Consider the following 22,395-nt stretch of genomic DNA (forward strand, 5'->3'; position numbering starts at 1 on the left):
CCCTCTCCCGCACGGGAGAGGGGGCGCGTCGCGGTCCGCATGGACCGCGGCGTGACCACCGTGGCCCGCACGGAGAGGGCGCGGCTCAATACACGTCGGCCTGATACCGCCCGGCCTTCTTGAGGGCGCCGAAATAGGCGACCGCGTCTTCGGGACTCTTGCCGCCGTACTGCGCCGCCACGTCGATGATCGCCCGCTCCACGTCCTTGGCCATGCGCTTGGCATCGCCGCAGACGTAGAAATGCGCGCCGCCTTCGAGCCACTTCCACAGGTCGGCGCCGTTCTCGCGCATCCGGTCCTGGACGTAGGTCTTCTCGCTGCCGTCGCGGGACCAGGCCAGCGACAGGCGGGTCAGGATCTTGTCGTCCTTCAGCTTGTTCAACTCGTCCTTGTAGAAGAAGTCGGTGGCCTGGCGCTGGTGTCCGTAGAACAGCCAGTTGCGGCCGGGCGCCCGGGTCGCGGCGCGCTCGCGCAGGAACGACCGGAAGGGCGCGATGCCGGTGCCGGGTCCGCACATGATCACGTCTGTGGAGAGATCCGCCGGCAGGGCGAAGCCGTGGGCCTTCTGCAGGTAGATCTTGACGTGGGTCTGCTCGGGCAGGCGCTCGCCGAGATGGGTCGAGGCCACGCCCAGCCGCAGCCGCGAGCGGTGATTGTAGCGCACCGCATCGACGGTCAGGGACACGATCCCGGCATCCATCTTCGGCGAGGACGAGATCGAGTAGAGCCGCGGCTGCAGCTCGTCGAGGGCCTCCAGGAAGACCTCTGCGTCGGGCCGGGCGCCGGGGAACTTGTGCAGGGCGCCGAGCACGTCGAGATAGGCGGCGTCGCCGTCCGGGTCCTCGCCGGAGGCCAAAGCCTGCGCCTTCTTGCGCGCCGCCCCCGAGGTGAGCAGCGACAGCAGCTGGTAGAGGTTGTCCGGCGCGGCGCCCAGCGCATAGTCCTTGAGCAGGTGGTCGCGCAGGGTCTTGGACCCGATCATCCGCTCGGGCCTGGCGCCGAGCTCGGCGATCACCGCGTCCACCAGCGCCGGGGCGTTGGCCGGGAACAGGCCAAGCGAATCGCCGGCCTCGTAGGTGATCGGCGTGCCGTCGAGCCCGATCTCAATGTGCCAAGTCTCCTTCTCGCCGCCCGGATCGTTGAGGCGGCGGCGGGACAGGAACAGGGCCTCGACCGGGTTCTCCCGGCAGAAGCCCAGGGGGCCGAGATCGGCCGCCGGCTTCGGCGTGTCGTCCTCGGCCTTTGGGGCGGCGGGCGCACCGCCGGCGGCGACGAACTCCTCCTCCAGCTTCTTGAGCATGCGCAGGGTCTCCTTGCCGCCGGGCTGGCAAAGATTCAGGCGCTCCTCGTTCTTCAGGAAGATCGCGTTGGCGTAGTCGGCGCAATTGTAGCCGCACTGGCCGCAATCCTGCTGGGCCATGGCGGCCATCAGCTTCTGCGGCTCCGGCCGGTCCTTGGCCATCGCCATCCGATCGCCGATCGGCACGGACGGGTCGTGCCAGGGCGCGTCGTCGTTGTCGGCGAGCCGAGGCCCGCCGGGGGGTGCCTCGCCTGGTGCAAGCGCCGTGGCGCCGGTCACGGCCGGACCCAACAGGGCAGCGAAGTAGCCCGAGAGCCACGAGCGCTGGTCGGCGTCGAAGGGGGCGGTCTCGGGGATCAGGACGAGGGGGGGCGCGACGTGCTCACTCATGCGGCGGCCTTCAGGGCTGGCTGTTCCTCGGCGGCGTCCCGCAGGGCTTCGGCGCCGGTGCGGGCGGTGAAGGACTGGAAGCTTTCGTCCGGGCTTTCCCGGCGGGCCAGGTAGGTGCGCAGCAGCGCCTCGACGCGGAAGGGCGCGTCCTCGGCCTTCACGGCCTTCCAGATCTCGGTTCCGATCTTCGGGTTCTCGGCGAAGCCGCCGCCGACCACGATGTCGTAGCCCTCGACGGTGTCGCCTTCCTCGGAGACGACCACCTTGGCGCCGATCAGCCCGATATCGCCGATGTAGTGCTGGGCGCAGGAATGGTGGCAGCCGGTGAGATGGACGTTCACCGGCACGTCGAGCTCGGTGACGGTGCGCTCGACATGGTCGGCGATGATCAGGGCGTGGCCCTTGGTGTCGGAGGCGGCGAACTTGCAGCCCCGGGCGCCGGTGCAGGCGACGAGGCCCGAGCGGATGCCCGCCGCCTTGGTGGTCAGCCCGAGTTCGAGAATGCGGCTCTCGACCTCCGCCACACGCGCGTCCGGAATTCCCGAAAAAATGAAGTTCTGCCAGACGGTGAGGCGGATCTGGCCGTCGCCGCAGTCGCGGGCGATCTCGGCCAGCGCCCGGACCTGGTCGCTGGTCATCTTGCCCACCGGCAGGACCACGCCGATCCAGTTGTGGCCGGGCTGCTTCTGGGCGTGGACACCGACATGGGCGAACCGGTCGGTGGGCCGGCGCGGCGCCACATGGGCCGGATCGACCCGATCGAGCTTGCGGCCGAGCTTCTCCTCGACGGCGGCGAGGTACTTGTCGAAGCCCCAGGCATCGAGGACGTACTTCATCCGGCTCTTGTTGCGGTTGGTCCGGTCGCCGTTCTCGATGAAGACCCGGATGATCGCGTCCGCGACCGCGTTGCAATCTTCCGGCTTGAGCACGATGCCGGTGTCGCGGGCGAGGTCCCGGTGGCCCGAGATGCCGCCGAGCACGAGGCGCATCCACACGCCCGGCGCCACCGCGGCACCCTCCAGCACCTCGATCGCCTGGAAGCCGATATCGTTGGTCTCCTCCAGGGTCGGCATGACGCCGCCGCCGTCGAAGGCGACGTTGAACTTGCGCGGCAGGCCGTAGAGCGAGCGGTCGTTGATGATCCAGTTGTTCCAGGATTTCGCCAGCGGGCGGGTGTCCAGCAACTCCTGGCTGTCGATGCCGGCGGTGGACGAGCCGGTGACGTTGCGGATGTTGTCGGCCCCCGAGCCGCGGGCGGTGAGGCCGATATCGACGAGCCCGTCGAGGAACGGCTGGGCGTGCTCGGGGCTGATCTCGCGCACCTGGAGGTTGGCCCGGGTCGTCACGTGGACGTAGCCGCCGCCGTGCCGGTCGGCGAGGTCGGCGACGCCGGCGAACTGCCAATGATGCAGGATCCCGTTGGGGATCCGCAGGCGGGCCATGTAGCTCACCTGGTTCGGGGCGACCCAGAACAGGCCGTGGTAGCGCCAGCGGAAATTGTCCTCGGGCTTGGGCTGCTTGCCGGCGGCGGCCTCCGCGATCAGCCGGTTATGCCCGTCGAACGGGCTCTCGGCGCGCTTCCATTTCTCCTGCTCGCAGAGCTTGCCGCCGTCCTTGACGGTCTTGTCCTGCGCCTTGATGTGGATCGCGTCCGGCCCGGTGGGCTCGGCCGGCGCGGCCGGGCCCTGCCCGATCGCCAGGCCGCCGGTCAGGCGGGCCGCGGCGACGCCCGAAGCGAAGCCTTCGAGGTAGCGCTTCTGCTCGGGGTTGAAGCCGTCCGGGGCGGTCTGTGTGGTGGTCTCGGCCATCTGCGCCTCCCTACCTAAGCAGCCAGTTGCTCGGGCGCGGGGCGCCCAAACATCAGATCATCGAGGTTCTCGACCGGATCGCCGGAGCGGATCAGGCCCTTGCAAGCGCCCTGCTCGGCGATGTCGCCGACGAACACGGCGCCGATCAGCTTGCCGTCCCGCACCAGCAGCTTGCGGTAGAGACCGGCGCCGGGATCGGACAGGACGATGGATTCGGCATCCTCGGGGGTGTCCACGAGGCCGGCGGAAAACACCGGCAGGCCCGAGACCTTCAGGCTGGTGGCCAGCGAGGTCCCGGCATAGGCGGCGCTTTGGCCCGCGAGGTGCCGGGCCAGGGTATCGGCCTGCTCGTAGGCCGGCTCGACCAGCCCGTAGATCAGGCCGCGATGCTCGGCGCATTCCCCGAGAGCGAAGACGTTGGCGTCCGAGGTGGTCATCCGGTCGTCGACCTTGATGCCGCGGCCGATCTCCAGCCCGGCCCCCTGGGCCAAAGCCACCGAGGGGCGCACCCCCACCGACATCACCACGAGGTCGGCCGGGAGCACGGTCCCGTCGGCCAGGACGAGGCGCTCGACGCGGCAGTCGCCCTCGACCCGGTCGGTATCGGCCTTGAGCAACACCCGGACGCCGCGGGCCTCCATGGCGCGCTTCACCAGACCGGCGGCGTGGTGATCGAGCTGGCGCTCCATCAGCCGGTCCATGACGTGGAGCAGGGTCGTGTCGACCCCCAGCCGCGCCAGGCCGACCGCGGCTTCGAGCCCGAGCAGGCCGCCGCCGATCACGATCGCCTTGGCGTGCTGCACGGCGGCCTTGCGGATCGCCGCCACGTCGGCGAGGTCGCGGAACGTGATGACGCCCGGCAGATCCATGCCAGGCTTCGGCAGCCGGATCGGCAGGGAGCCGACGGCGAGGACCAGCTTGTCGAATGGCAGGACATGGGTCTCGCCAACGAGGACGAGGCGGTTCTCGCGGTCGATCTGGGTGACCGGGGCGCCGGTGATCAGGCGGATGCCGTGGGCGGCGTACCAATCGAGGCCGCGGAACTCGCAGGCCGCCTCGTCGACTTCGCCGCCGAGCAGCGAGGAGAGGAGGACCCGGTTATAGGCGGCCTTCGGCTCGGCACCGACGCAGGTGACGTCGAAGCGGCCGGGTGACCCTTCGGTCAGGCGTTCGAGGAATCGGAGCGAGGCCATGCCGTTGCCGACGACGACGAGTCGCTCGCGCGGCAGCCCGGTCTCGGCGCGCGCATCGTGTACGCTGGTATCCATATGGGATGTCGCCATCTCTCGATCGCGTCTGGAACCTCGAGTGCAGGATCGTCGGCGGACCGCCCACGAAAAAGCCGCTGCCGGTCATCCCCGGGGCAGGCTTCTGCCTCAGGAGGACCGGATCAGCGGCCTCGCTGACGGCGCTGCCCATCGTCGTTGACGGACAAGGATATGCTTGCAGAAGTCATGCCAAGCACGATCCATACTTATAAGGTATTCCGAATGTTAATGGATTTGCAGCTGCCCGTCGGTCCGTGCGGGCCGGCCGGACACGGATCGCGCTGCACAAAAAGCGGGCTGGCGGTCGCTTAAACGATCAGCGGGACTACGACTGAGCAGTACCGAGCTGCCATTCCGGTCGCAGGCTGAGGGATGCTGCATCGTTCACGCCGTGATTGCGAGCGCGAAGGCGCGATCCTGTCATGTGCCGCGATTGGCTTCGCTGCGCCCGCGAAGACCGCGAGACTGCGGCCAGCGCTCGCGCTGGGGGGCCCGATACCGAAATCAGATCAGCGTCGAGAGCATCGCCAACAGGCCCAGGGTCGGCATGGCGCCGGCCACGAGGACCCAATACCAAGAGGGGACAAAGCCGGGACGGCGGTTATCGTTGCAGGCGCGCGGAGCCTTGGCGCCGCGGCGAACATAGCGTCGGAGCTCGATCCGGCTGCGCGGATGCGAGGTCGACGAGGCGGTATCGAGTTTGCGGCATCCGGGCATGGCAAAGACGTAACGGCCGAGGCTCGGCAACGTTCCTCGATCTGCCACGTCCGAGCATCGTCCGAATGACGAAATGGACGTGTTGTCCAACCGCGCTCAATCCGCCAGAGCGGCCTGGTAGAGATCGGGCCTGTAGACGGCTGTCGCTGCGTCTTCCAGGCGGCTCTCCGGCGAAATCTGATGCGAAGCCTGCATCTGCGCCACCAGCCAGCGGGCGGCCTCCGGACGCGGCTCCTGCACGCGCGCGCCGAGATCGAGACGTCCCGGCATCGGCCGCGTCGCGCCGGCTCCGTCGAGGATCACCTCACCGTGGTAGGACCGGCCGATCAGGTCGGCGTCCAGGTTGAGATAGGTCCGGTGCGCGAGGCGATGGACCAGATCGGTTCGGTTGGACGGGTCGGCGCACCATTGGCCGGCCCGCGCCACCGCCCGGACAAGAGGCAGCGTCGCGCCATCGAGCCGCGCGGACACGGCCAGCACCTTCTCGGGGGCATCGGGGGCGAGTTCGCTGCCGAGCGCCGCGATCCGCCCATGGCCCGCCGCCACGGCCACGTCGTTCCATGGGGCGCCCGCGCAGTAGCCATCGACCAGACCGCGCGTCAGGGCCTCGACGCTATGCTGCGGCGGGACCACGACCGTGCGGAAAGCCGTGGGGTCGAGGCCGCCGGCCTCGGCGAACAGGCGCAGCTGGTAGGTGTGGCAGGAGAACGGATGCACGGTCCCTAGGGTCAGCGGCCGGCCCGCGTCCCGGCGCTCGACCGCCACCCGGGCGAAGGCGCGGGCCACGTCCGCCAGGGCCTCGCTCTCCGGGGCCATGGCCGCCCAGAGGCCGCGCGATACCGTGATGGCATTGCCGTTGGCGCTGAGCTGCAATGGCACGACGAGGTCGGAAGGTGGTCCGGACAGAGCGAGCCGGCTCGCGAGGGCGAGCGGCGCCAGCATGTGCGCGCCGTCGAGATGTCCGAGCGCGAGGCGGTCGCGCAGGGTCGCCCAGGACGGCTCGGCCGAGAGGTCGAGCTCCAGCCCTTCGGACCGGGCGAAGCCGAATTCGTGCGCCGCGATCAACGGCGCGGCATCGCAGAGGGGGATGTAGCCGAGCTGGAGCCTCATCCGAGCAGATCCGCCGTGGTGACGATGGCCCGGGCGATGTCGGCGATCTTGCGCTTCTCGTTCATGGCCTTGCGCCGCAGCTGCTTGTAGGCCTCGTCCTCGGTCAGCCCCTTGAGGTTCATCAGGATGCCCTTGGCGCGCTCGATCAGCTTGCGGTCGGCCAGCTCGCCGCGGGCCTCCGACAATTCGCGCTGGAGCCGTGCGAAAGCGTTGAAACGCAGGATCGCGATGTCGAGGATCGACTTGATCCGCTCGGCCCGCAGCCCGTCCACCACGTAGGCCGAAATGCCCGCGTCGACCGCCGCCTGCATCATGGTGGTGTCCGACCGGTCGACGAACATCGCCACCGGCCGCTCGACCTGCCGGGAGACCCCTGACATCTGTTCCAGGATGTCGCGGCTCGGGCTCTCCAGGTGGATCACCACCACGTCGGGCTTGAGGGCGGTCACCCGTTCCAGCAGGTCGGCGGTGTCCGGGATCACGACGATCCGGCCGATGCCGGCCGCGCGCAAGCCCTCCTCCAGGATCGCCGCTCGGGCGCGGCTGGGGTCGATCACGGCGACGGTCAGGTTGGATTCGGTCATCGGGGCCCGGTCGGGGCGGGTCTTCTCGGGGGGGGCGGCTCGGGCTGCCCGGCCAAGCCGCAGGGAAAGCAAGGTGTGTGCCCCGCGGCCGTCGCCAGCGTTACCGCCGCGCAAAGAAACGGTCCAGCTTCCGCCGCAATGCTGGGGGCATTCTGGCGATCTCGGAACGATCGCGGGGATGGTGAAACGGATGCGCAGGCCAGACCAGCTTGCCCTGACGGATGCCACCTCCGGGCGCGTGTCGATGCCGTTCCTGCCGACCGTGGTGGTGGTGGCGATCCTGGGCGTGGCCTCACTGTACTGCCCATCGTCACAGCCGACGCCGCCGGACGCCCGCGCCGAGATGACCGAGCGCGAGGCGCCCTCGCCCACCGCCTTCGCCAAGCCTACCGCGATTTCTGAGCCGGTTCGGCGCCCCGCCTCCTTGGCCTTCGCCGAAGTCTATCCCCTGCTTCCGACACCGCCCGCAAGGCCGGCGATCGCGGCGCGGGCGACGTCGCATATCGCGACCGCGAGCCGCCATTCCTGCCCCGGCCGGCGCTGCCCGGAGACGCCCCAGCGCGTCGCGGATCCGTTGGCGGCGGGCCGAGCCGAGGCCCCGGATTCGGACGAGGCCGGGCTGCTGCCCCCCGCCGCCCTGCCCTTCGCCGCCTCGGTGGCCGAACAGCTGGCGCCCGCTGCCCGCGCCGTCGGCGATGCGGCCAGCCTGATGCGCGACGGCGCGGCGGCCGTGCAGGGCTCCGTCGCCCTGGTGGTGGCCGACTGCCTGCGCTGACCCGCACGTCGATCGGACTGCACCGCGCCTTATTCGGTTCAGCTTGCCGTGTGACCGCCTCTGGACCTCGCAACCGGGCGTCCTAGGTGCGTTGCAGCGGATGGCCGGGGGACCCGGCTTCGCGGGAGCCGGGGCCGGATGGCTGCACGCATCGAGGATTATGCGCTTGTCGGGGATTGCCGCAGCGCCGCGCTGATCAGCCGGCAGGGCAGCGTCGACTGGCTGTGCTGGCCGCGCTTCGACGCCGCCGCCCTGTTCACCAGCCTGCTCGGCACCGAGTCACACGGCTTCTGGAAGATCTTTCCCGAGGCCGAGCATGTCGAGACCAGTTGGGCCTACCGCCCCGGTAGCCTCGTGCTGGAGACCCGGCACAAGACCCGGCTCGGAGAGGTCCTGGTCACCGACTTCATGCCGATCGGTGACGGCTCCCATCTGGTGCGCCTTGTCGAAGGCGTGCACGGCCGCGTCGCCATGCGCATGGAGATGGCGGTGCGGTTCGATTACGGCTCCGCGGTGCCGTGGGTCTCGCGCTCGGAACTGGGCGACCTGCGCGCCGTCTCCGGCCCGCACAAGGTCGTGCTGCGCACCGATGTCCATCTGAAGGGTTCCGACGCGCAGACGACGGTGGCCGAGTTCACCCTCCATGCCGGCGAGCACCACCGTTTCGTCCTGAGCTACGGCCTGTCCCACGAAGACGACCCAACCCCGATCGAGCCGCGCAAGGTGCTCGACGCCACCGATCAGGCCTGGCGCGAATGGTCCGAGCGCTGTGCCGGCGGCACGGCCTGGGACCGGATGCTGCAGCGCTCGCTCCTCACCCTGAAGGCGCTGATCTACGAGCCCACCGGCGGCATCGTTGCCGCGCCGACCGCCTCCCTGCCCGAGGGCCTCGGCGGCGAGCGCAACTGGGATTACCGGTTCTGCTGGCTGCGTGACTCCACGCTGACGCTGATCGCCCTGATGGATGGCGGCTATATCGACGAGGCGCGCAACTGGCTCGGCTGGCTGCTGCGGGCCGTGGCCGGCAATCCGGAACAGGCGCACATCCTCTACGGCATCGGCGGCGAGCGGCTGCTGCCGGAGATCGAGCTCGACTGGCTGCCCGGCTACGAGAACTCGAAGCCCGTGCGGATCGGCAACGCCGCCGCCTCGCAATTCCAGATCGACGTCTACGGCGAGCTGTTCGACGCGCTCTACCAGGCCCATGCCCGCGGCCTGCCGGTGAGCGAAGACGGGTTGCGGGTCGGGCTGGCGATCCTCGGCCATCTGGAAAACGCATGGCGCAAGCCCGACGAGGGCATCTGGGAGGTGCGCGGCGGCCCGCGCCACTTCACGCATTCGAAGGTTATGGCCTGGGTCGCCTTCGACCGGGCCCTGCGCATGCACGAGATGCACGAATCCGGCGCCACCGAGGAGCAGGCCGCGCGCTGGCGCGCGCTCCGCGACGAGATCCACGCCGAAGTCTGCGCGAAGGGCTTCGATCCCGAGCTCAACAGCTTCGTGCAATCCTACGGGTCGAAGGCGCTCGATGCGAGCCTGCTGCTCATCGCCCATACCGGCTTCCTGCCGCAGGACGATCCCCGGGTGGTCGGAACCGTCGAGGCGATCGGCCGGGACCTGATGCGCGATGGCTTCGTTCTCCGCTACGAGACTCAGGGCCAGACCACGGACGGCCTGTCCGGCAACGAGGGCGCCTTCCTGCCCTGCACGTTCTGGTACGCAGATAACCTGATCGGCCTCGGCCGGCGGGACGAGGCCCGGGCGATCATCGAGCGGCTCGTCGGCATCTGCACCGACCTCGGCCTCGTGAGCGAGGAATACGACGTGCAAGCCAAGCGCCTTGTGGGTAACTTCCCTCAGGCGTTCACCCATGTCGCGCTCGTCAACACGCTGCTCAGCTATACGCGCGGCGAAGGGCCGGCGGATCGGCAGGGTGGTAAGGCCAACGGAGCCCCTCCCGCCGTCCTTCGGCAGCGTGAAGCCGCCAAGCGGCACGCAAGAGGCGAACTGGAAGACGCGAGATCATGAGCGGCGCTGACACTCCCGCCAAGGCGGGCTTCGCTGAGATCGATACGCTCAGCATCAACACCATCCGGACGCTCGCGATCGACGCGGTGCAGAAGGCCAATTCCGGCCATGCCGGCGCGCCGATGGGCTTGGCCCCGGTCGCCTACACCCTGTGGAACCGTTATCTCCGCTACGATCCGGCACATCCGCATTGGCCGAATCGCGACCGGTTCGTGCTGTCCTGCGGCCACGCGTCGATGCTGCTCTACGCCCTGCTGCACCTCGCCAACGTCGCCGAGAGCGACGGCGGCAACGCGCCGGCGGTGACGCTCGACGAGATCAAGAAATTCCGGCAGCTCGACAGCCGGACCCCGGGGCACCCCGAGTACCATTTCACCACCGGCGTCGAGACCACCACCGGCCCCCTCGGCCAGGGAGTGGCCAACTCGGTCGGCATGGCGATGGGCAGCCGCTTCCTCGGCGCACATCTTAACCGGCCCGAGCTGCCGCTGTTCGATTACAATGTCTACGCGATCTGCTCGGACGGCGATCTGATGGAGGGCGTGGCTTCGGAGGCCGCCTCGCTCGCGGGCCATCTGCGGCTCGGTAACCTCTGCTGGATCTACGACGACAACACCGTCACCATCGAGGGCCACACCGAACTCGCCTTTGGCGAAGAGGTCGCGACCCGGTTCCTGGCCTATGGCTGGCAGGTGCTGCGGGTGGCCGACGCCAACGACCTGCACGCGATCGCCGGTTCGCTCGACACGTTCCTCGCCACCAACGACCGGCCGACCCTGATCGTCGTCAAGTCGGTGATCGGCTACGGCGCCCCTAAGAAGCAGGGCACCTCGAAAGCGCATTCGGACGCGCTCGGCGAGGACGAGGTCAAGGGCGCCAAGCGCGCCTATGGCTGGCCGGAGGATGCGCAGTTCCTGGTCCCGGACGGCGTGCACGAGAACTTTCGCGATGGCATCGGCCAGCGCGGCGCCGCCCTGTACGATTCCTGGCAGGACCTCCTCGCCGCGGCCCGGGCGGCCGATGCCGACCACGCCGAGGATCTCGCGGCCCTCCTGGAAGGGCGCCTGCCCGAGGGCTGGGACAAGGACATCCCGGTCTTCGAGCCCGACGCCAAGGGCATCGCCACGCGGGAATCCTCCGGCAAGGTGCTCAACGCCATCGCCCAGCACGTGCCGTTCATGCTCGGCGGCTCGGCCGATCTGGCCCCGTCCAACAAGTCGAACCTCACCTTCGAGGGCGCCGGCTCGTTCGGGCCGTTCTCGCCGGGCGGACGCAACCTGCATTTCGGCGTGCGCGAGCACGCGATGGGCTCGATCGTGAACGGGCTCGGCCTGTCGGGCCTGCGGGCCTACGGCGCGACCTTCCTGGTGTTTGCCGACTACATGCGCCCGCCGATCCGGCTCGCCTCGCTGATGGAGCTGCCGGTCTTCCACATCTTCACCCACGATTCGATCGGCGTGGGCGAGGATGGGCCGACCCACCAGCCGGTGGAGCAGCTGCTGTCGCTGCGCTGCATCCCGGGCCTGGTCACCCTGCGCCCGGCCGACGCCAACGAGGTCGCCGAGGCCTACCGGGTGATCTTCTCCCTGAAGGATCAGCCGGCGGTGCTGGCGCTCTCCCGCCAGCCGCTGCCGACTCTGGATCGGACCAAGTTCGGCGCGGCCTCCGGCACGGCGAAGGGCGCCTACGTGCTGGCCGACAGCGACGGGACGCCGGAGGTGATCCTGATCGGAACCGGGTCGGAGGTGCAGCTCTGCGTCGGCGCCTACGAGGCGCTGAAGGCCGAGGGCGTGAAGGCCCGCGTGGTCTCGATGCCGTCCTGGGACCTGTTCGAGCGCCAGGACAAAGCCTACCAGGATTCGGTGCTGCCCCCCGCCGTCAAGGCGCGAGTCACCGTCGAGCAGGGCAGCATCATCGGCTGGGACCGCTACGCCGGCACCGAGGGTACGGTGATCGGCATGGACACGTTCGGCGCTTCGGCCCCGATCAAGGAGCTCCAGACCAAGTTCGGCTTCACCCCCGAGAAGGTTCTGGAGGCCGCCAAGGCACAGCTGGCCAAGCATAAGCGATAAGGCGTGTCCCCTCCCCCTTGCGGGGAGGGGTCAGGGGTGGGGGTGGTTCAGAAGGAGCCGCCGAGCCTCATCCGGCACCACCCCCACCTCCGGCTCCTCCTCGCAAAGGGGAGGAGAGCAGGGCGTGAGTAGGGAAGGACGAGGAACCGACATGAACGCGCTCAAGGCCCTGCACGACGAACAGGATCAGGCGGTCTGGCTGGATTTCGTGGCCCGCGGCTTCATCCAGAAGGGTGAGCTGAAGCGCCTCGTCGAGGCGGACGGCCTGCGCGGAGTCACGTCCAACCCGTCGATCTTCGAGAAGGCGATCGGCCATTCGGAGGAGTACGATGCCAGCCTGAAGGCCGTGCAGGAGAACGGCGACAGCCGGGTCATCGACCTCTACGAGGGCCTGGCCATCGCCGACATCCAGGCCGCCGCCGACGTGCTCCGCCCGGTCTACGAGGCGAGCGACGGGGCGGACGGCTACGTCAGCCTCGAAGTCTCGCCCTACCTGGCGCTCGACACCGCGGCGACGCTCCACGAGGCGCGGCGCCTGCACAAGGCGGTCGGCCGCGACAACCTGATGGTGAAGGTGCCGGCGACGCCCGATGGCATCCCGGCGATCCGCCAGCTCACGGCCGAGGGCATCTCGATCAACGTGACGCTCCTGTTCTCGCAGGAGGCCTATGAGGCGGTGGCCCGCGCCTTCGTCGACGGGCTCGACGCCCGGGCCAAGGCCGGCCACGACGTGTCGAAGATCGCCAGCGTCGCGAGCTTCTTCATCAGCCGGATCGACGTGCTGGTGGACAAGCTGCTCGACGAGAAGATCGCCCAGGCCAATGACCCCGACGAGAAGGCGGCGCTCGGCCAGCTCAAGGGCAAGGTCGCGATCGCCAACGCCAAGCTCGCCTACCAGCGCTACCGCAAGATTTTTTCGGAATCCAAGTGGACGGCCCTGGCCGAGAAAGGCGCCAAGGCGCAGCGCCTGCTCTGGGCCTCCACGGGGGTGAAGAACAAGGCCTATTCCGACGTGCTCTACGTCGAGGAGCTGATCGGGCCGAACACCGTCAACACCATGCCGCCCGCCACCATGGACGCGTTCCGCGACCACGGCACCGTCCGGGCGACGATCGAGGAGGACGTGCCCGGCGCCGAGGCCGTCATGGCCCGGCTCGCCCGGGCCGGCATCGACATCGAGGCCGTGGCCGAGCAGCTGGTGACGGAGGGCGTGCAGCTGTTCATCGACGCCGCCGACAACCTGCTCGGCGCCGTCGCCGGCAAGCGCGCGGCGCTGCTCGGCCGGCGCCTCGACGGCCAGAGCTTGGTCATGGACGTCACCCTCGCCACTGAGGCCAAGAAGACCGTCGAGGCCTGGCGCGCGAGCGGTTCGATCCGGCGGCTCTGGGCTGGCGACGCCACCGTCTGGTCCGGCCACGACGAGGCGAGCTGGCTCGGCTGGCTGCACATCGTCGAGGAGGAATTGGCGAAGGCCGCCAACTACGCCGCCTTCTCCGACTGGGTGAAGCAGGAGGGCTTCACCGATGCGGTGGTGCTGGGCATGGGCGGCTCCAGCCTTGGCCCCGAGGTGCTGAGCCTGACCTACGGCCAGCGCGAGGGCTTCCCGAAGCTCCAGATCCTCGATTCGACCCACCCGGATCAGGTACGTGCCCTGGAGGCGAGCATCGATCTCGGCCGGACCCTGTTCATCGTCTCCTCCAAATCAGGCTCGACGCTGGAACCCAACGTCTTTCGCGACTACTTTTTGGGGCGCGTGAAGGAGACGCTGGGTGACCGGGCGGGCGACCATTTCGTCGCCGTGACCGACCCGGGCTCCGACATGGAGCGCGCCGCGCAAAGCGATCAATTCAAAAAAATCTTCTATGGCGTGAAGCAGATTGGCGGCCGCTACTCGGTGCTGTCGGCCTTCGGGCTGGTGCCGGCCGCGGCCCTCGGCCTCGACGTGAAGGCGCTGCTGGAGACGGCCCGGATCATGGTCCGCTCCTGCGGGCCGGTGGTGCCGCCCGCCCAGAACCCGGGCGTGCTGCTCGGCACCGCCATGGGCGCGGCGGGCCTCGCGGGCCGCGACAAGGTCACGATCATCGCCTCGCCGGGCATCGACAGCTTCGGCGCCTGGGCCGAGCAGCTCATCGCCGAATCGACCGGCAAGCAGGGAAAGGGCCTCGTGCCGGTGGATGGCGAACCGGCGAGCGTCCCGGCGGTCTACGGCCGCGACCGGTTCTTCATCTACCTGCGCCTCGACGGACATGCCGAGGAGGCGCAGGACGAGGCCCTGCGCGCCCTGGAACGCGACGGCCACCCGATCGCGCGCATCACCCTCGATTCGGTCGAGCAGCTGCCGCAGGAATTCTACCGCCTGGAGATGGCCACCGCGGTGGCCGGCGCGGTGCTCGGCATCAATCCCTTCGACCAGCCCGATGTCGAGGCCAGCAAGATCGAGACGAAGAAGCTGTTCTCGGAGGCCGAGCGCGACGGCGCCCTCCCCGCGGAGACGCCGCTGTTCGAGGACGGGTCCATCGCCCTCTACGCCGACCCGAAGAACGCCGAGGCCCTGCCCCAGGCGTCGGACGGCCTGGAGGCGGCGCTCAAGGCGCAGGTCGCCCGTCTGAAGGACGGCGATTATCTCGGGCTGCTGGCCTATGTCCCGCGCGACCCGAAGGCCACCGGAATCCTGCAGGAGGCGCGGATCGCCGTGCGCGACGCCCGCAAGGTCGCGTCCTGCCTGGAATTCGGGCCGCGGTTCCTGCATTCCACCGGGCAGGCCTACAAGGGCGGCCCGGATACCGGCGTGTTCCTGCAGATCACCGCGGAGCCCACCGAGGACCTGCCGATCCCCGGCCGGGCGCTGGGCTTCGCCACCGTGGTGGCGGCGCAGGCCCGGGGCGACTTCGCGGTGCTGGCCGAGCGCGGCCGCCGGGCATTGCGGGTCCACATCAAGGGCGACCTCGACGCCGGACTGAAGCGTATCGCAGCGGCGTTGAAGGCGGCGGTGGCTTAGGCACAGGCATCCCCCTCCCCGCAAGGGGGAGTTGAAATCCTGAGGAGATCACAGATGCAACTCGGCATGATCGGCCTCGGCCGGATGGGCGGCAACATCGTCCGGCGCCTCCTGCGCGATGGGCATACGGCCGTGGTGTTCGACCAGAACCCGGCGGCGGTCGCCGGGCTGGTCGAGGCCGGCGCGGTCGGCGCGTCGAGCCTGGAGGATCTGGTCTCGAAGCTGGAGATGCCCCGGGCCGCCTGGGTGATGCTGCCGGCGGGCGCCATCACCGAGGAGGCGGTCAAGACGCTGGCCGGCCTGATGCAGGCGGGCGACTGCGTCATCGACGGCGGCAATTCGTTCTACGGCGACGACGTGCGCCGGGGCATCGCGCTGAAGGCCAAGGGCCTGCACTACGTCGATGTCGGCACCTCGGGCGGCGTCTGGGGGCTGGAACGCGGCTACTGCATGATGATCGGCGGCGACACCGAGACCGTCGATCGCCTCGATCCGATCTTCAAGACCTTGGCGCCCGGCATCGGCGACATCCCGAAGACGCCGAACCGCGCGGGCCGCGACCCCCGCGCCGAGCAGGGCTACATCCATGCCGGGCCGACCGGCGCGGGCCATTTCGTCAAGATGATCCATAACGGCATCGAGTACGGCCTTATGCAGGCCTATGCCGAGGGATTCGACATCCTGAAGCACGCCAATTCGGAGGCGCTTCCGGCCGAGCGCCGCTTCGACCTGAACATGGGCGACATCGCCGAGGTCTGGCGGCGCGGCAGCGTCGTCTCGTCCTGGCTCCTCGACCTGACCGCCCAGGCGCTGGCCGGCGACGAGAACCTTCAGGACTTCTCCGGCTACGTCGAGGATTCCGGTGAGGGCCGCTGGACAATCAATGCCGCCATCGAGGAGAGCGTGCCGGCCACCGTCCTGTCCAACGCCCTGTACCGCCGCTTCCGCTCCCGGGAACAGGAGAGCTACGCCGACAAGCTCCTCTCGGCCATGCGCAAGGGATTCGGCGGCCACCAGGAACCGAAGAAGTCCTGACCCATGAGCCTTCCCGCCGGAACCCACGTCCTGCCCGATCCGCAGGCGGTCGCCCGCGAGGCGGCCGAGCGGCTGATCGTGGCCTGCGGCGAGACCCAATCCGAGCGGATCGCGATCGCCCTGTCCGGCGGCTCGACCCCGAAAGTGCTCTACGGCCTCCTCGCCGGCCCGGACTACGCCGCCCGGGTGCCGTGGGAGCGGATCCACTGGTTCTTCGGAGACGACCGGGTGGTGCCCTGGGACGATGAGCGCAGCAACGTCCGGATGGTCCGCGAGGCCTTCGGGCACGGCTCCCGGATCCCGTCGACGCACCTGCACTTCATCCCGTCCGACGAGGGTGCGGAGGTCGGGGCCCGGGCCTACGAGCGCATCCTGCTCGATTTCTACGGGGCCGAGACCCTCGACCCCGCCCGGCCGCTGTTCGATCTGGTGCTGCTCGGCCTCGGCGAGGACGGTCATACGGCCTCGCTGTTTCCCGGCAAGCCGGCGGTCGATGAGACCACGCGCCTGGTCGCGCCGGTGCCCGAAGCCGGCCTGGCGCCGTTCGTGCCGCGTATCAGCCTGACGCTCCCGGCCCTGGCCTCCTCGCGGCACGTGCTGTTCCTCGTCACCGGCGCCGGCAAGCGCGAACCCCTGGCCCGGCTCGCCGCCGGCGAAGATCTGCCCGCGGGTCGGGTGACCAATCTGGGCGACGTGGCCTGGCTGCTCGACGAGGCCGCTGCCGGTTAAAAGCCCGCGTGGACCGTTACGGTCTGGCAAGGCGGCCGCGCTAGACCGGGTTGCCTGCTGCGTGGTCCGGGTCCGACCGCGTGGCGGCGGCGGTTCTATGCCACGAAGGGCCAGATGCGCGTGGGCACCGTCGTCCTCTACACCGATCAACCCGCGCGCCGCGCCGATCTGCTGCTGGCGCTTCAGCAGATCGCCTCCTGCGCGGTGCTGGACGCTGCCGCGATGCCGCCCGCCGGCCCCTGCCTCGCTCTGGTGGCCGACCTCGATCTGCTGCAGCCCTCCCCGCTTGTGGGCTTGCGGACGCTGATCGCCGCCTTCCCGGACCTGCCGCGGATTTTCCTGATGCGCAGCATGGGCGCCCGCAGCCTGTCGGCGGCGCGCGGACTTGGAGCGCAGCTCTGCCTTCCGGAGGACACGCCTGTCGGAACCGTGGTCGAGGCCCTGCGGGCGCAAGTGTCGCCCGTGCCGGACACGCCCAAACCGGGTGCGCGCGGTCGCTCAGCGCTGGTCGTGCAGGCCGCCGACAAGGCAGGCGCGGTCATCGCCAACCTGCTCGATGCCGCGCGGGATTCGGGCACGGTCGATGCCGCCCTGGTCAATGACGGCCTGGAGCCGATCCTCGGGGCGATCGGCCAGGGCGGCCTGACCGCCTGGCTCGACACGGTGCGCGCCTACGACGATGCCACCTATCAGCATTGCCTGCTCGTGGCGGGCCTGGCCGCGACCTTCGCGATCGACCTCGGCTTCTCGGTGGCCGACCGCCAGCAGCTCGTGCGCGCCGCCCTGGTGCACGATGTCGGCAAGGCCAAGATCCCCCTGGCGATCCTGAACAAGGCGGGCCCCCTCGACGCGGCCGAGCGGGCGGTGATGCGCGCGCATGCGGCGCTGGGGCACCAGATCCTGGTCCAGGCCGGTGGCTTCGACGATGCCGTGCTGCGAGTGGTGCGCCATCACCACGAATTGCTCGACGGCTCGGGCTACCCGGACGGGCTCGCCGGGGAGGCCATCGACGATATCGTCCGCCTGATCACCGTCTGCGACGTCTACGCGGCCCTGGTCGAGCGCCGCCCCTACCGCGCCCCGATGCCGGCCGCCGAAGCCATGGCGATCCTGCACGGCATGGACGGCAAGCTCGATGGGGCTCTGGTGCGGGCCTTCGAGCGCTCCGTTGCCGGGTCCTGACCGGCGCTTGTCGTGCGGCAAAGTCCCGTCGATCGCGGAAGCCCGATCCGGCCCCTCGATCCCGAGCCGTCATTGCTTCGCGGCGCTCGCACGGGCAGCGGGCCGCGCACGGACGAGCCGGAAACCGCATGAGACTCGTAGCGGTCCCATTGCTCTACAGTGAGGCGAAACGCGAGCCTGCTGCACAACTTCCGCACAGATTGGAATGACATTTCGACTTTTTGCCATTCTGCGCAACCTCATTGCTCTCGCGGGCCGTCCGAGCGCGAACTTCGCAACCCGTCTTCCGCCCCTTCGCGCTAGGCTTCACCCAGCCTGACGGAGGGCTGTGTAAGGAGACCGCGCATGACCCCGCTGACCCATCCGGCCGAAGTCGAGGCGATGCTGGCGGATCTTGCGCACGCGGCTAGCCGCTCCCCGGACGCCTATCTGACCTCGGCCCGGACGACCCTGCTGACGATCCTGGCGCGGCCGGACTTGCTGTACCGGACGCGGCTGGTCGCGCCGCCGGAGGGTCTCGGCCGCAACCTGCTGTTCGGCACGGGGGCCATCAGCGTCTGGGCCATGGTGTGGCGCCCCGGCGCGGTCACGCCCGTGCACGATCACCATTGCTCCTGTTGCTTCGGCCTGCTCAGCGGCAGCCTGCGCGAGACCTGGTATCGCCCGATCAGCGAGACGCATGCGGTCGCGACCCAGGATGCGGTCCGCGCACCCGGCTACGTGGCTTGCATGATGCCGTCGGGACCGAACCTGCATCGGATCGCCAATGACGGCCCGGACACGGCGATCTCGATCCACGTCTACGGCTACGATCCCCGGGAGCAATCCTCCTCGGTCCACCGTACCTACGCGGTCGCGGCGGGGTGAAGGTCGCCCCGGTCCGGGGGCTTTCAATCCATGTACATCGTCGGCACGGCCGTCGTGTACTTCATCTCTTCCATGGCGATGGAGGAGGACAAATTCGAGAATTCGAGCTTGGCGATGAGCCGCTGGTAGACGGCGTCGTAGGTCTCGATGTCGGGCACGACGATGCGCAGCAGGTAGTCGATCTCGCCGGTCAGGCGCCAGGCCTCGACGATCTCCGGAAAGCCGGCGACGACCCGGCGGAACGCGTCGGACCAGTCGGCCGCGTGGCGGGGCGCCTTCACGGCCACGAACACCGTGGTCGAAACGTTGACCTTGCGCCGGTCCACCAGGGCGACCCGACCGCGGATGACCCCTGAGGCCTCCAGTTTCTTGACCCGGCGCCAGCACGGGGCTGCGCTGACACCGACCCGCTCGGCCAGCTCTGCGACCGGCAGGGTCGCATCCTGCTGGAGGACGTCCAGGATTTTTCGGTCCACCGCGTCCATGCGAAAGCTGCTCCCGCGCGGGGTCCGGGTTGCCGGGGCTACAGGACGAAGTGCTTCGAGAGCTTCAGCCCCTGGGCCTGGTAGTTCGAGCCGGCCCCCGCACCATAGAGGGTTTTCGGGACCGCCAGCATCCGTTCGTAGACGAGCCGGCCGACGATCTGGCCGTCCTCCAGCAGGAACGGCACGTCCCGGGAGCGGACCTCGAGCACCGCGCGGGCGCCCGCACCCCCGGCCCCGGCATGGCCGAAGCCCGGATCGAAGAACCCGGCGTAATGGACCCGGAACTCGCCGACCAGCGGATCGAACGGCACCATCTCGGCGGCGTGGTCGGGGGGGACTTGCACCGATTCCTTGGAGGCCAGGATGTAGAACTGGCCGGGATCGAGGATCAGGGCGCCGGATCCGTCGGCGGCCAGGGGCTCCCAGAAATCCGCCGCCCGATGGCGGCCCGGGGCGTCGACATCGACCAGCCCGGTATGGCGCTTGGCCCGGTAGCCGATGAGGCCGTCGAAACCCGACAGGTCCACCGAGACCGCGACGCCGCCCTGGAAGGACGGGGTGTCGGAATCGACCAGCGGCGCGCGCGCGTGCAACTGGCCGAGCTCCGCCTCGTTCAGCCGCGGCGACCCCTGGCGGAAGCGGATCTGCGACAGGCGCGAGCCGGTCCGGACCAGCACCGGGAAGGTGCGCGGCGAAATCTCGGCGTAGAGCGGCCCGGTATAGCCGGGCTCGACCTGGTCGAACGCCTCGCCCCGGTCGGTGATCACCCGGGTGAACACGTCGATGCGGCCGGTGGAGCTTTTGGGGTTGGCGGCCGCAGCCAGGTCGCCCGGGAGCGCAAGGCTCTCCTGCAACTCGGCGATGTAGACGCAGCCGGTCTCCAGCACCGCGCCGGGGCGCAGGTCGATCGCGTGCAGCGACAAGCGCTCGACGCAGGCCTGGACGGTGCGGGCCGCCCCCGGCAGGAAGCTGGTGCGGACCCGGTAGGCTTTGGCGCCGAGGCGCAGATCGAGGCTCGCGGGCTGGATCTGATCACCCGCGAAGGCGTCGGCAACGCGGATGCCGCCGGCCTGGGCCAGCGCGGCGATCGCCTCGGCCGGCAGGATGCCGGAGCGGGTCCCGGCGCTCGGATCGGCGTCGCCCGATTCGGCGGCCTGCTTGCCTGCACCCGCGTTCATCGCGCCTCGACTCCTTCGCGCGCCTCCGGGTGGATCCGCGTTCCTCGACGTTCTCCGCCGGGACTGGCTAATGCCGGCTTAATCCGGGTCGTCCGACGCGCGGCTTCCCCGGCTCCACCACCATCGGACGGGCCTGCGGCATCATCCGCGCGAGGTAGTCCGCCGCAATTGACGGCGATTTCGCCGCCTACTACCACCGCCTGTGAAGCGTGTTCAATTCGTCTTCATCGAATCGCGCCGTTCGAAGAAGGGCCTTATAGGGCGATGTACAAGGCCGAGACGCGGGGAATTCGAGTGACCGTTCAGCCTCGCTTCGTCGAGGAGGAATCCTCGCCGAACGAGAGCCGCTATTTCTTCGCTTATACGGTCGAGATTGTGAACACCGGCAGCGAGCAGGTGCAGCTGCGCTCCCGGCATTGGCGCATCATCGACGGACACGGCGCCTGCCAGGAAGTGCGGGGCACAGGTGTGGTCGGCAAGCAGCCTGTGCTGGAGCCGGGCGAGTCCTTCTGCTACACCAGCGGCTGCCCGCTCAACACGCCCGATGGGCTGATGGCCGGCAGCTACACCATGGCGACGGTGGCCGGCGAGAGCTTCGAGGCCGAGATTCCCGCCTTCTCCCTCGACAGCCCGCACGTCCGCCGCAGCCTGCACTGAGGTTCCGGTTCCGGGGCCTCGCTCCGGAGGGATTCATGTCTGGGAACGGCGAGCGGCTCAGCCCGCTCGACATGCTCGCCCGCCTCGTGTCGTTCGATACCGAGAGCGACAAGTCGAACCTCGCCCTGATCGAGTCCGTCTGCGCCTATCTCGACGGCTGGGACGTCCCTTACCTGCGATTGCCGAACGCGGCCGGCGACAAGGCGGCCGTGTTCGCCACGGTCGGCCCGAGGGTCGATGGCGGCGTCGTGCTCTCCGGCCACACCGACGTGGTTCCGGTGGCGGGCCAAGCCTGGACCAGCGACCCGTTCACCCTGCGCGTCGCCGATGGCCGGGCCTACGGCCGTGGCGCGGTCGACATGAAGGCGTTCGACGCCCTGGCGCTGGCCCTGGTGCCCGACATGCTGGCGGCCGGTCTCAAGCGGCCGATCCATATCCTGCTCTCCTACGATGAGGAGACGACCTGCCTCGGCTCGATGGACGCGATCACGCGGTTCGGCGCCGACCTGCCCCGCCCCGGCGCCGTGATCGTCGGCGAGCCGACCGGGATGGAGGTCGCGGACGCGCATAAGAGCATCGTCACTTGCCTGACCACCGTGCACGGCCACGAGGCCCATTCCGCCCGGCCGGCGCTGGGGGCGAACGCGGTGGCGGCGGCCTGCGATCTGGTCGCCGGCCTCAACCGGATCGCCGACCAGATGATCGAGCGCGGCGACGCGTCGGGGCGGTTCGATCCGGCCGCGAGCACCGTTCATGTCGGGACGATCCACGGCGGCACGGCGCGCAACATCCTCGCCAAGGAGTGCCGCTTCCACTGGGAGTATCGCGGCCTGCCGGATCTCGACCCGGGTGAGATCCCGCGCCTGTTCGCCGAGGCGGTCGAGCGGGTGACGCGCGAGCGCCTGAACCGCTACGGTGATTACGGGCGAATCGAGACGATCGAGGAGGTCGACATTCCGGGGCTCGCACCCGAACCCGGCTCCGAGGCCGAATTGCTGTGCCTGCGGCTCGCCGGGCGCAACCGCACCATCGCGGTGCCGTACGCCACCGAGGCCGGGCGCTTCCAGCAGGCCGGCATCCCGACCGTGGTGTGCGGACCCGGCGACATCGCCCAGGCCCACCAGCCCGACGAGTTCATCACCCTCGATGCGCTCGGCAAGGGCGAGCGGTTCCTGAGATCCCTGATCGAGGCTTACGCGTCATGAACGCGCT

At 69.5% G+C, this 22,395-nt stretch carries 18 protein-coding genes; 10 read left to right on the forward strand and 8 right to left on the reverse strand.

The window, feature by feature from the left end; all coding sequences use genetic code 11:
- Positions 1–85 precede the first annotated feature (85 nt).
- The 6 genes from MKL11_RS08835 to MKL11_RS08860 form a co-directional block, all read right to left on the reverse strand.
- On the reverse strand, positions 86–1,690 hold the full coding sequence (locus MKL11_RS08835) for a sulfite reductase subunit alpha (RefSeq protein WP_243942302.1): 1,605 nt from the start codon (positions 1,688–1,690) through the stop codon (positions 86–88).
- Complete coding sequence (locus tag MKL11_RS08840; RefSeq protein WP_243942304.1) at positions 1,687–3,498, reverse strand: NirA family protein; 1,812 nt, start codon at positions 3,496–3,498, stop codon at positions 1,687–1,689. Before MKL11_RS08840 ends, MKL11_RS08835 begins: the two co-directional genes overlap by 4 nt.
- Before the next feature lie 14 nt (positions 3,499–3,512).
- Positions 3,513–4,781 (reverse strand): NAD(P)/FAD-dependent oxidoreductase, encoded by a 1,269-nt coding sequence (locus MKL11_RS08845; RefSeq protein ID WP_243942306.1) that lies wholly within the window; start codon positions 4,779–4,781, stop codon positions 3,513–3,515.
- Positions 4,782–5,270: 489 nt separating this feature from the next.
- Positions 5,271–5,573, reverse strand: a complete 303-nt coding sequence (locus tag MKL11_RS08850; RefSeq protein WP_243942308.1) for a hypothetical protein — start codon at positions 5,571–5,573, stop codon at positions 5,271–5,273.
- A gap of 6 nt (positions 5,574–5,579) precedes the next feature.
- Positions 5,580–6,593: a CmpA/NrtA family ABC transporter substrate-binding protein gene (locus tag MKL11_RS08855; RefSeq protein WP_243942310.1), complete on the reverse strand. Its 1,014-nt coding sequence runs from the start codon at positions 6,591–6,593 to the stop codon at positions 5,580–5,582.
- Entirely contained in the window at positions 6,590–7,177 is a 588-nt protein-coding gene (locus tag MKL11_RS08860) for an ANTAR domain-containing response regulator (RefSeq protein ID WP_243942313.1), read from the reverse strand. Before MKL11_RS08860 ends, MKL11_RS08855 begins: the two co-directional genes overlap by 4 nt.
- A gap of 190 nt (positions 7,178–7,367) precedes the next feature.
- Here MKL11_RS08860 and MKL11_RS08865 point away from each other — a divergent pair, with 190 nt between their 5' ends.
- The 8 genes from MKL11_RS08865 (at position 7,368) to MKL11_RS08900 (ending at position 18,863) form a co-directional block, all read left to right on the forward strand.
- Positions 7,368–7,952 carry a hypothetical protein gene (locus MKL11_RS08865; RefSeq protein ID WP_243942315.1) on the forward strand — a complete coding sequence of 195 codons (585 nt, stop codon included), beginning with the start codon at positions 7,368–7,370 and terminating at the stop codon, positions 7,950–7,952.
- A gap of 138 nt (positions 7,953–8,090) precedes the next feature.
- A complete protein-coding gene (locus tag MKL11_RS08870) occupies positions 8,091–9,980 on the forward strand; it encodes a glycoside hydrolase family 15 protein (RefSeq protein ID WP_243942317.1) in 1,890 nt (629 codons plus the stop codon).
- Positions 9,977–12,052, forward strand: a complete 2,076-nt coding sequence (gene tkt / locus MKL11_RS08875; RefSeq protein WP_243942319.1) for a transketolase — start codon at positions 9,977–9,979, stop codon at positions 12,050–12,052. Before MKL11_RS08870 ends, tkt begins: the two co-directional genes overlap by 4 nt.
- Before the next feature lie 151 nt (positions 12,053–12,203).
- Positions 12,204–15,050 carry a bifunctional transaldolase/phosoglucose isomerase gene (locus MKL11_RS08880; protein WP_243942321.1) on the forward strand — a complete coding sequence of 949 codons (2,847 nt, stop codon included), beginning with the start codon at positions 12,204–12,206 and terminating at the stop codon, positions 15,048–15,050.
- A 54-nt stretch (positions 15,051–15,104) separates the two neighbouring features.
- The gene (gnd, locus tag MKL11_RS08885) at positions 15,105–16,085 is read left to right on the forward strand and encodes a phosphogluconate dehydrogenase (NAD(+)-dependent, decarboxylating) (protein WP_243942323.1); all 981 of its coding nucleotides are present in this window, start codon (positions 15,105–15,107) and stop codon (positions 16,083–16,085) included.
- Positions 16,086–16,088: 3 nt separating this feature from the next.
- Positions 16,089–16,814: a 6-phosphogluconolactonase gene (pgl, locus tag MKL11_RS08890; RefSeq protein ID WP_243942326.1), complete on the forward strand. Its 726-nt coding sequence runs from the start codon at positions 16,089–16,091 to the stop codon at positions 16,812–16,814.
- 114 nt (positions 16,815–16,928) lie between these two features.
- Positions 16,929–17,996: an HD-GYP domain-containing protein gene (locus tag MKL11_RS08895; RefSeq protein ID WP_243942328.1), complete on the forward strand. Its 1,068-nt coding sequence runs from the start codon at positions 16,929–16,931 to the stop codon at positions 17,994–17,996.
- Positions 17,997–18,341: 345 nt separating this feature from the next.
- The gene (locus MKL11_RS08900; RefSeq protein ID WP_243942331.1) at positions 18,342–18,863 is read left to right on the forward strand and encodes a cysteine dioxygenase family protein; all 522 of its coding nucleotides are present in this window, start codon (positions 18,342–18,344) and stop codon (positions 18,861–18,863) included.
- Between the two features lie 23 nt (positions 18,864–18,886).
- Here MKL11_RS08900 and MKL11_RS08905 read toward each other — a convergent pair whose 3' ends face one another.
- Positions 18,887–19,348: an Lrp/AsnC family transcriptional regulator gene (locus tag MKL11_RS08905; protein ID WP_243942333.1), complete on the reverse strand. Its 462-nt coding sequence runs from the start codon at positions 19,346–19,348 to the stop codon at positions 18,887–18,889.
- 38 nt (positions 19,349–19,386) lie between these two features.
- Positions 19,387–20,526: a 2'-deoxycytidine 5'-triphosphate deaminase gene (locus MKL11_RS08910; RefSeq protein WP_243942335.1), complete on the reverse strand. Its 1,140-nt coding sequence runs from the start codon at positions 20,524–20,526 to the stop codon at positions 19,387–19,389.
- Positions 20,527–20,790: 264 nt separating this feature from the next.
- On the opposite strand from MKL11_RS08910, the gene apaG reads away from it, so the two are divergent.
- Both apaG and argE read left to right on the forward strand, forming a co-directional pair.
- The gene (gene apaG, locus MKL11_RS08915) at positions 20,791–21,183 is read left to right on the forward strand and encodes a Co2+/Mg2+ efflux protein ApaG (RefSeq protein ID WP_007562424.1); all 393 of its coding nucleotides are present in this window, start codon (positions 20,791–20,793) and stop codon (positions 21,181–21,183) included.
- 35 nt (positions 21,184–21,218) lie between these two features.
- Entirely contained in the window at positions 21,219–22,388 is a 1,170-nt protein-coding gene (gene argE / locus MKL11_RS08920) for an acetylornithine deacetylase (protein WP_243942338.1), read from the forward strand.
- The last annotated feature ends 7 nt before the right edge of the window (positions 22,389–22,395 follow it).

Origin of the sequence: Methylobacterium sp. J-077 (assembly GCF_022829365.1) — a bacterium.
GTDB lineage: Bacteria > Pseudomonadota > Alphaproteobacteria > Rhizobiales > Beijerinckiaceae > Methylobacterium.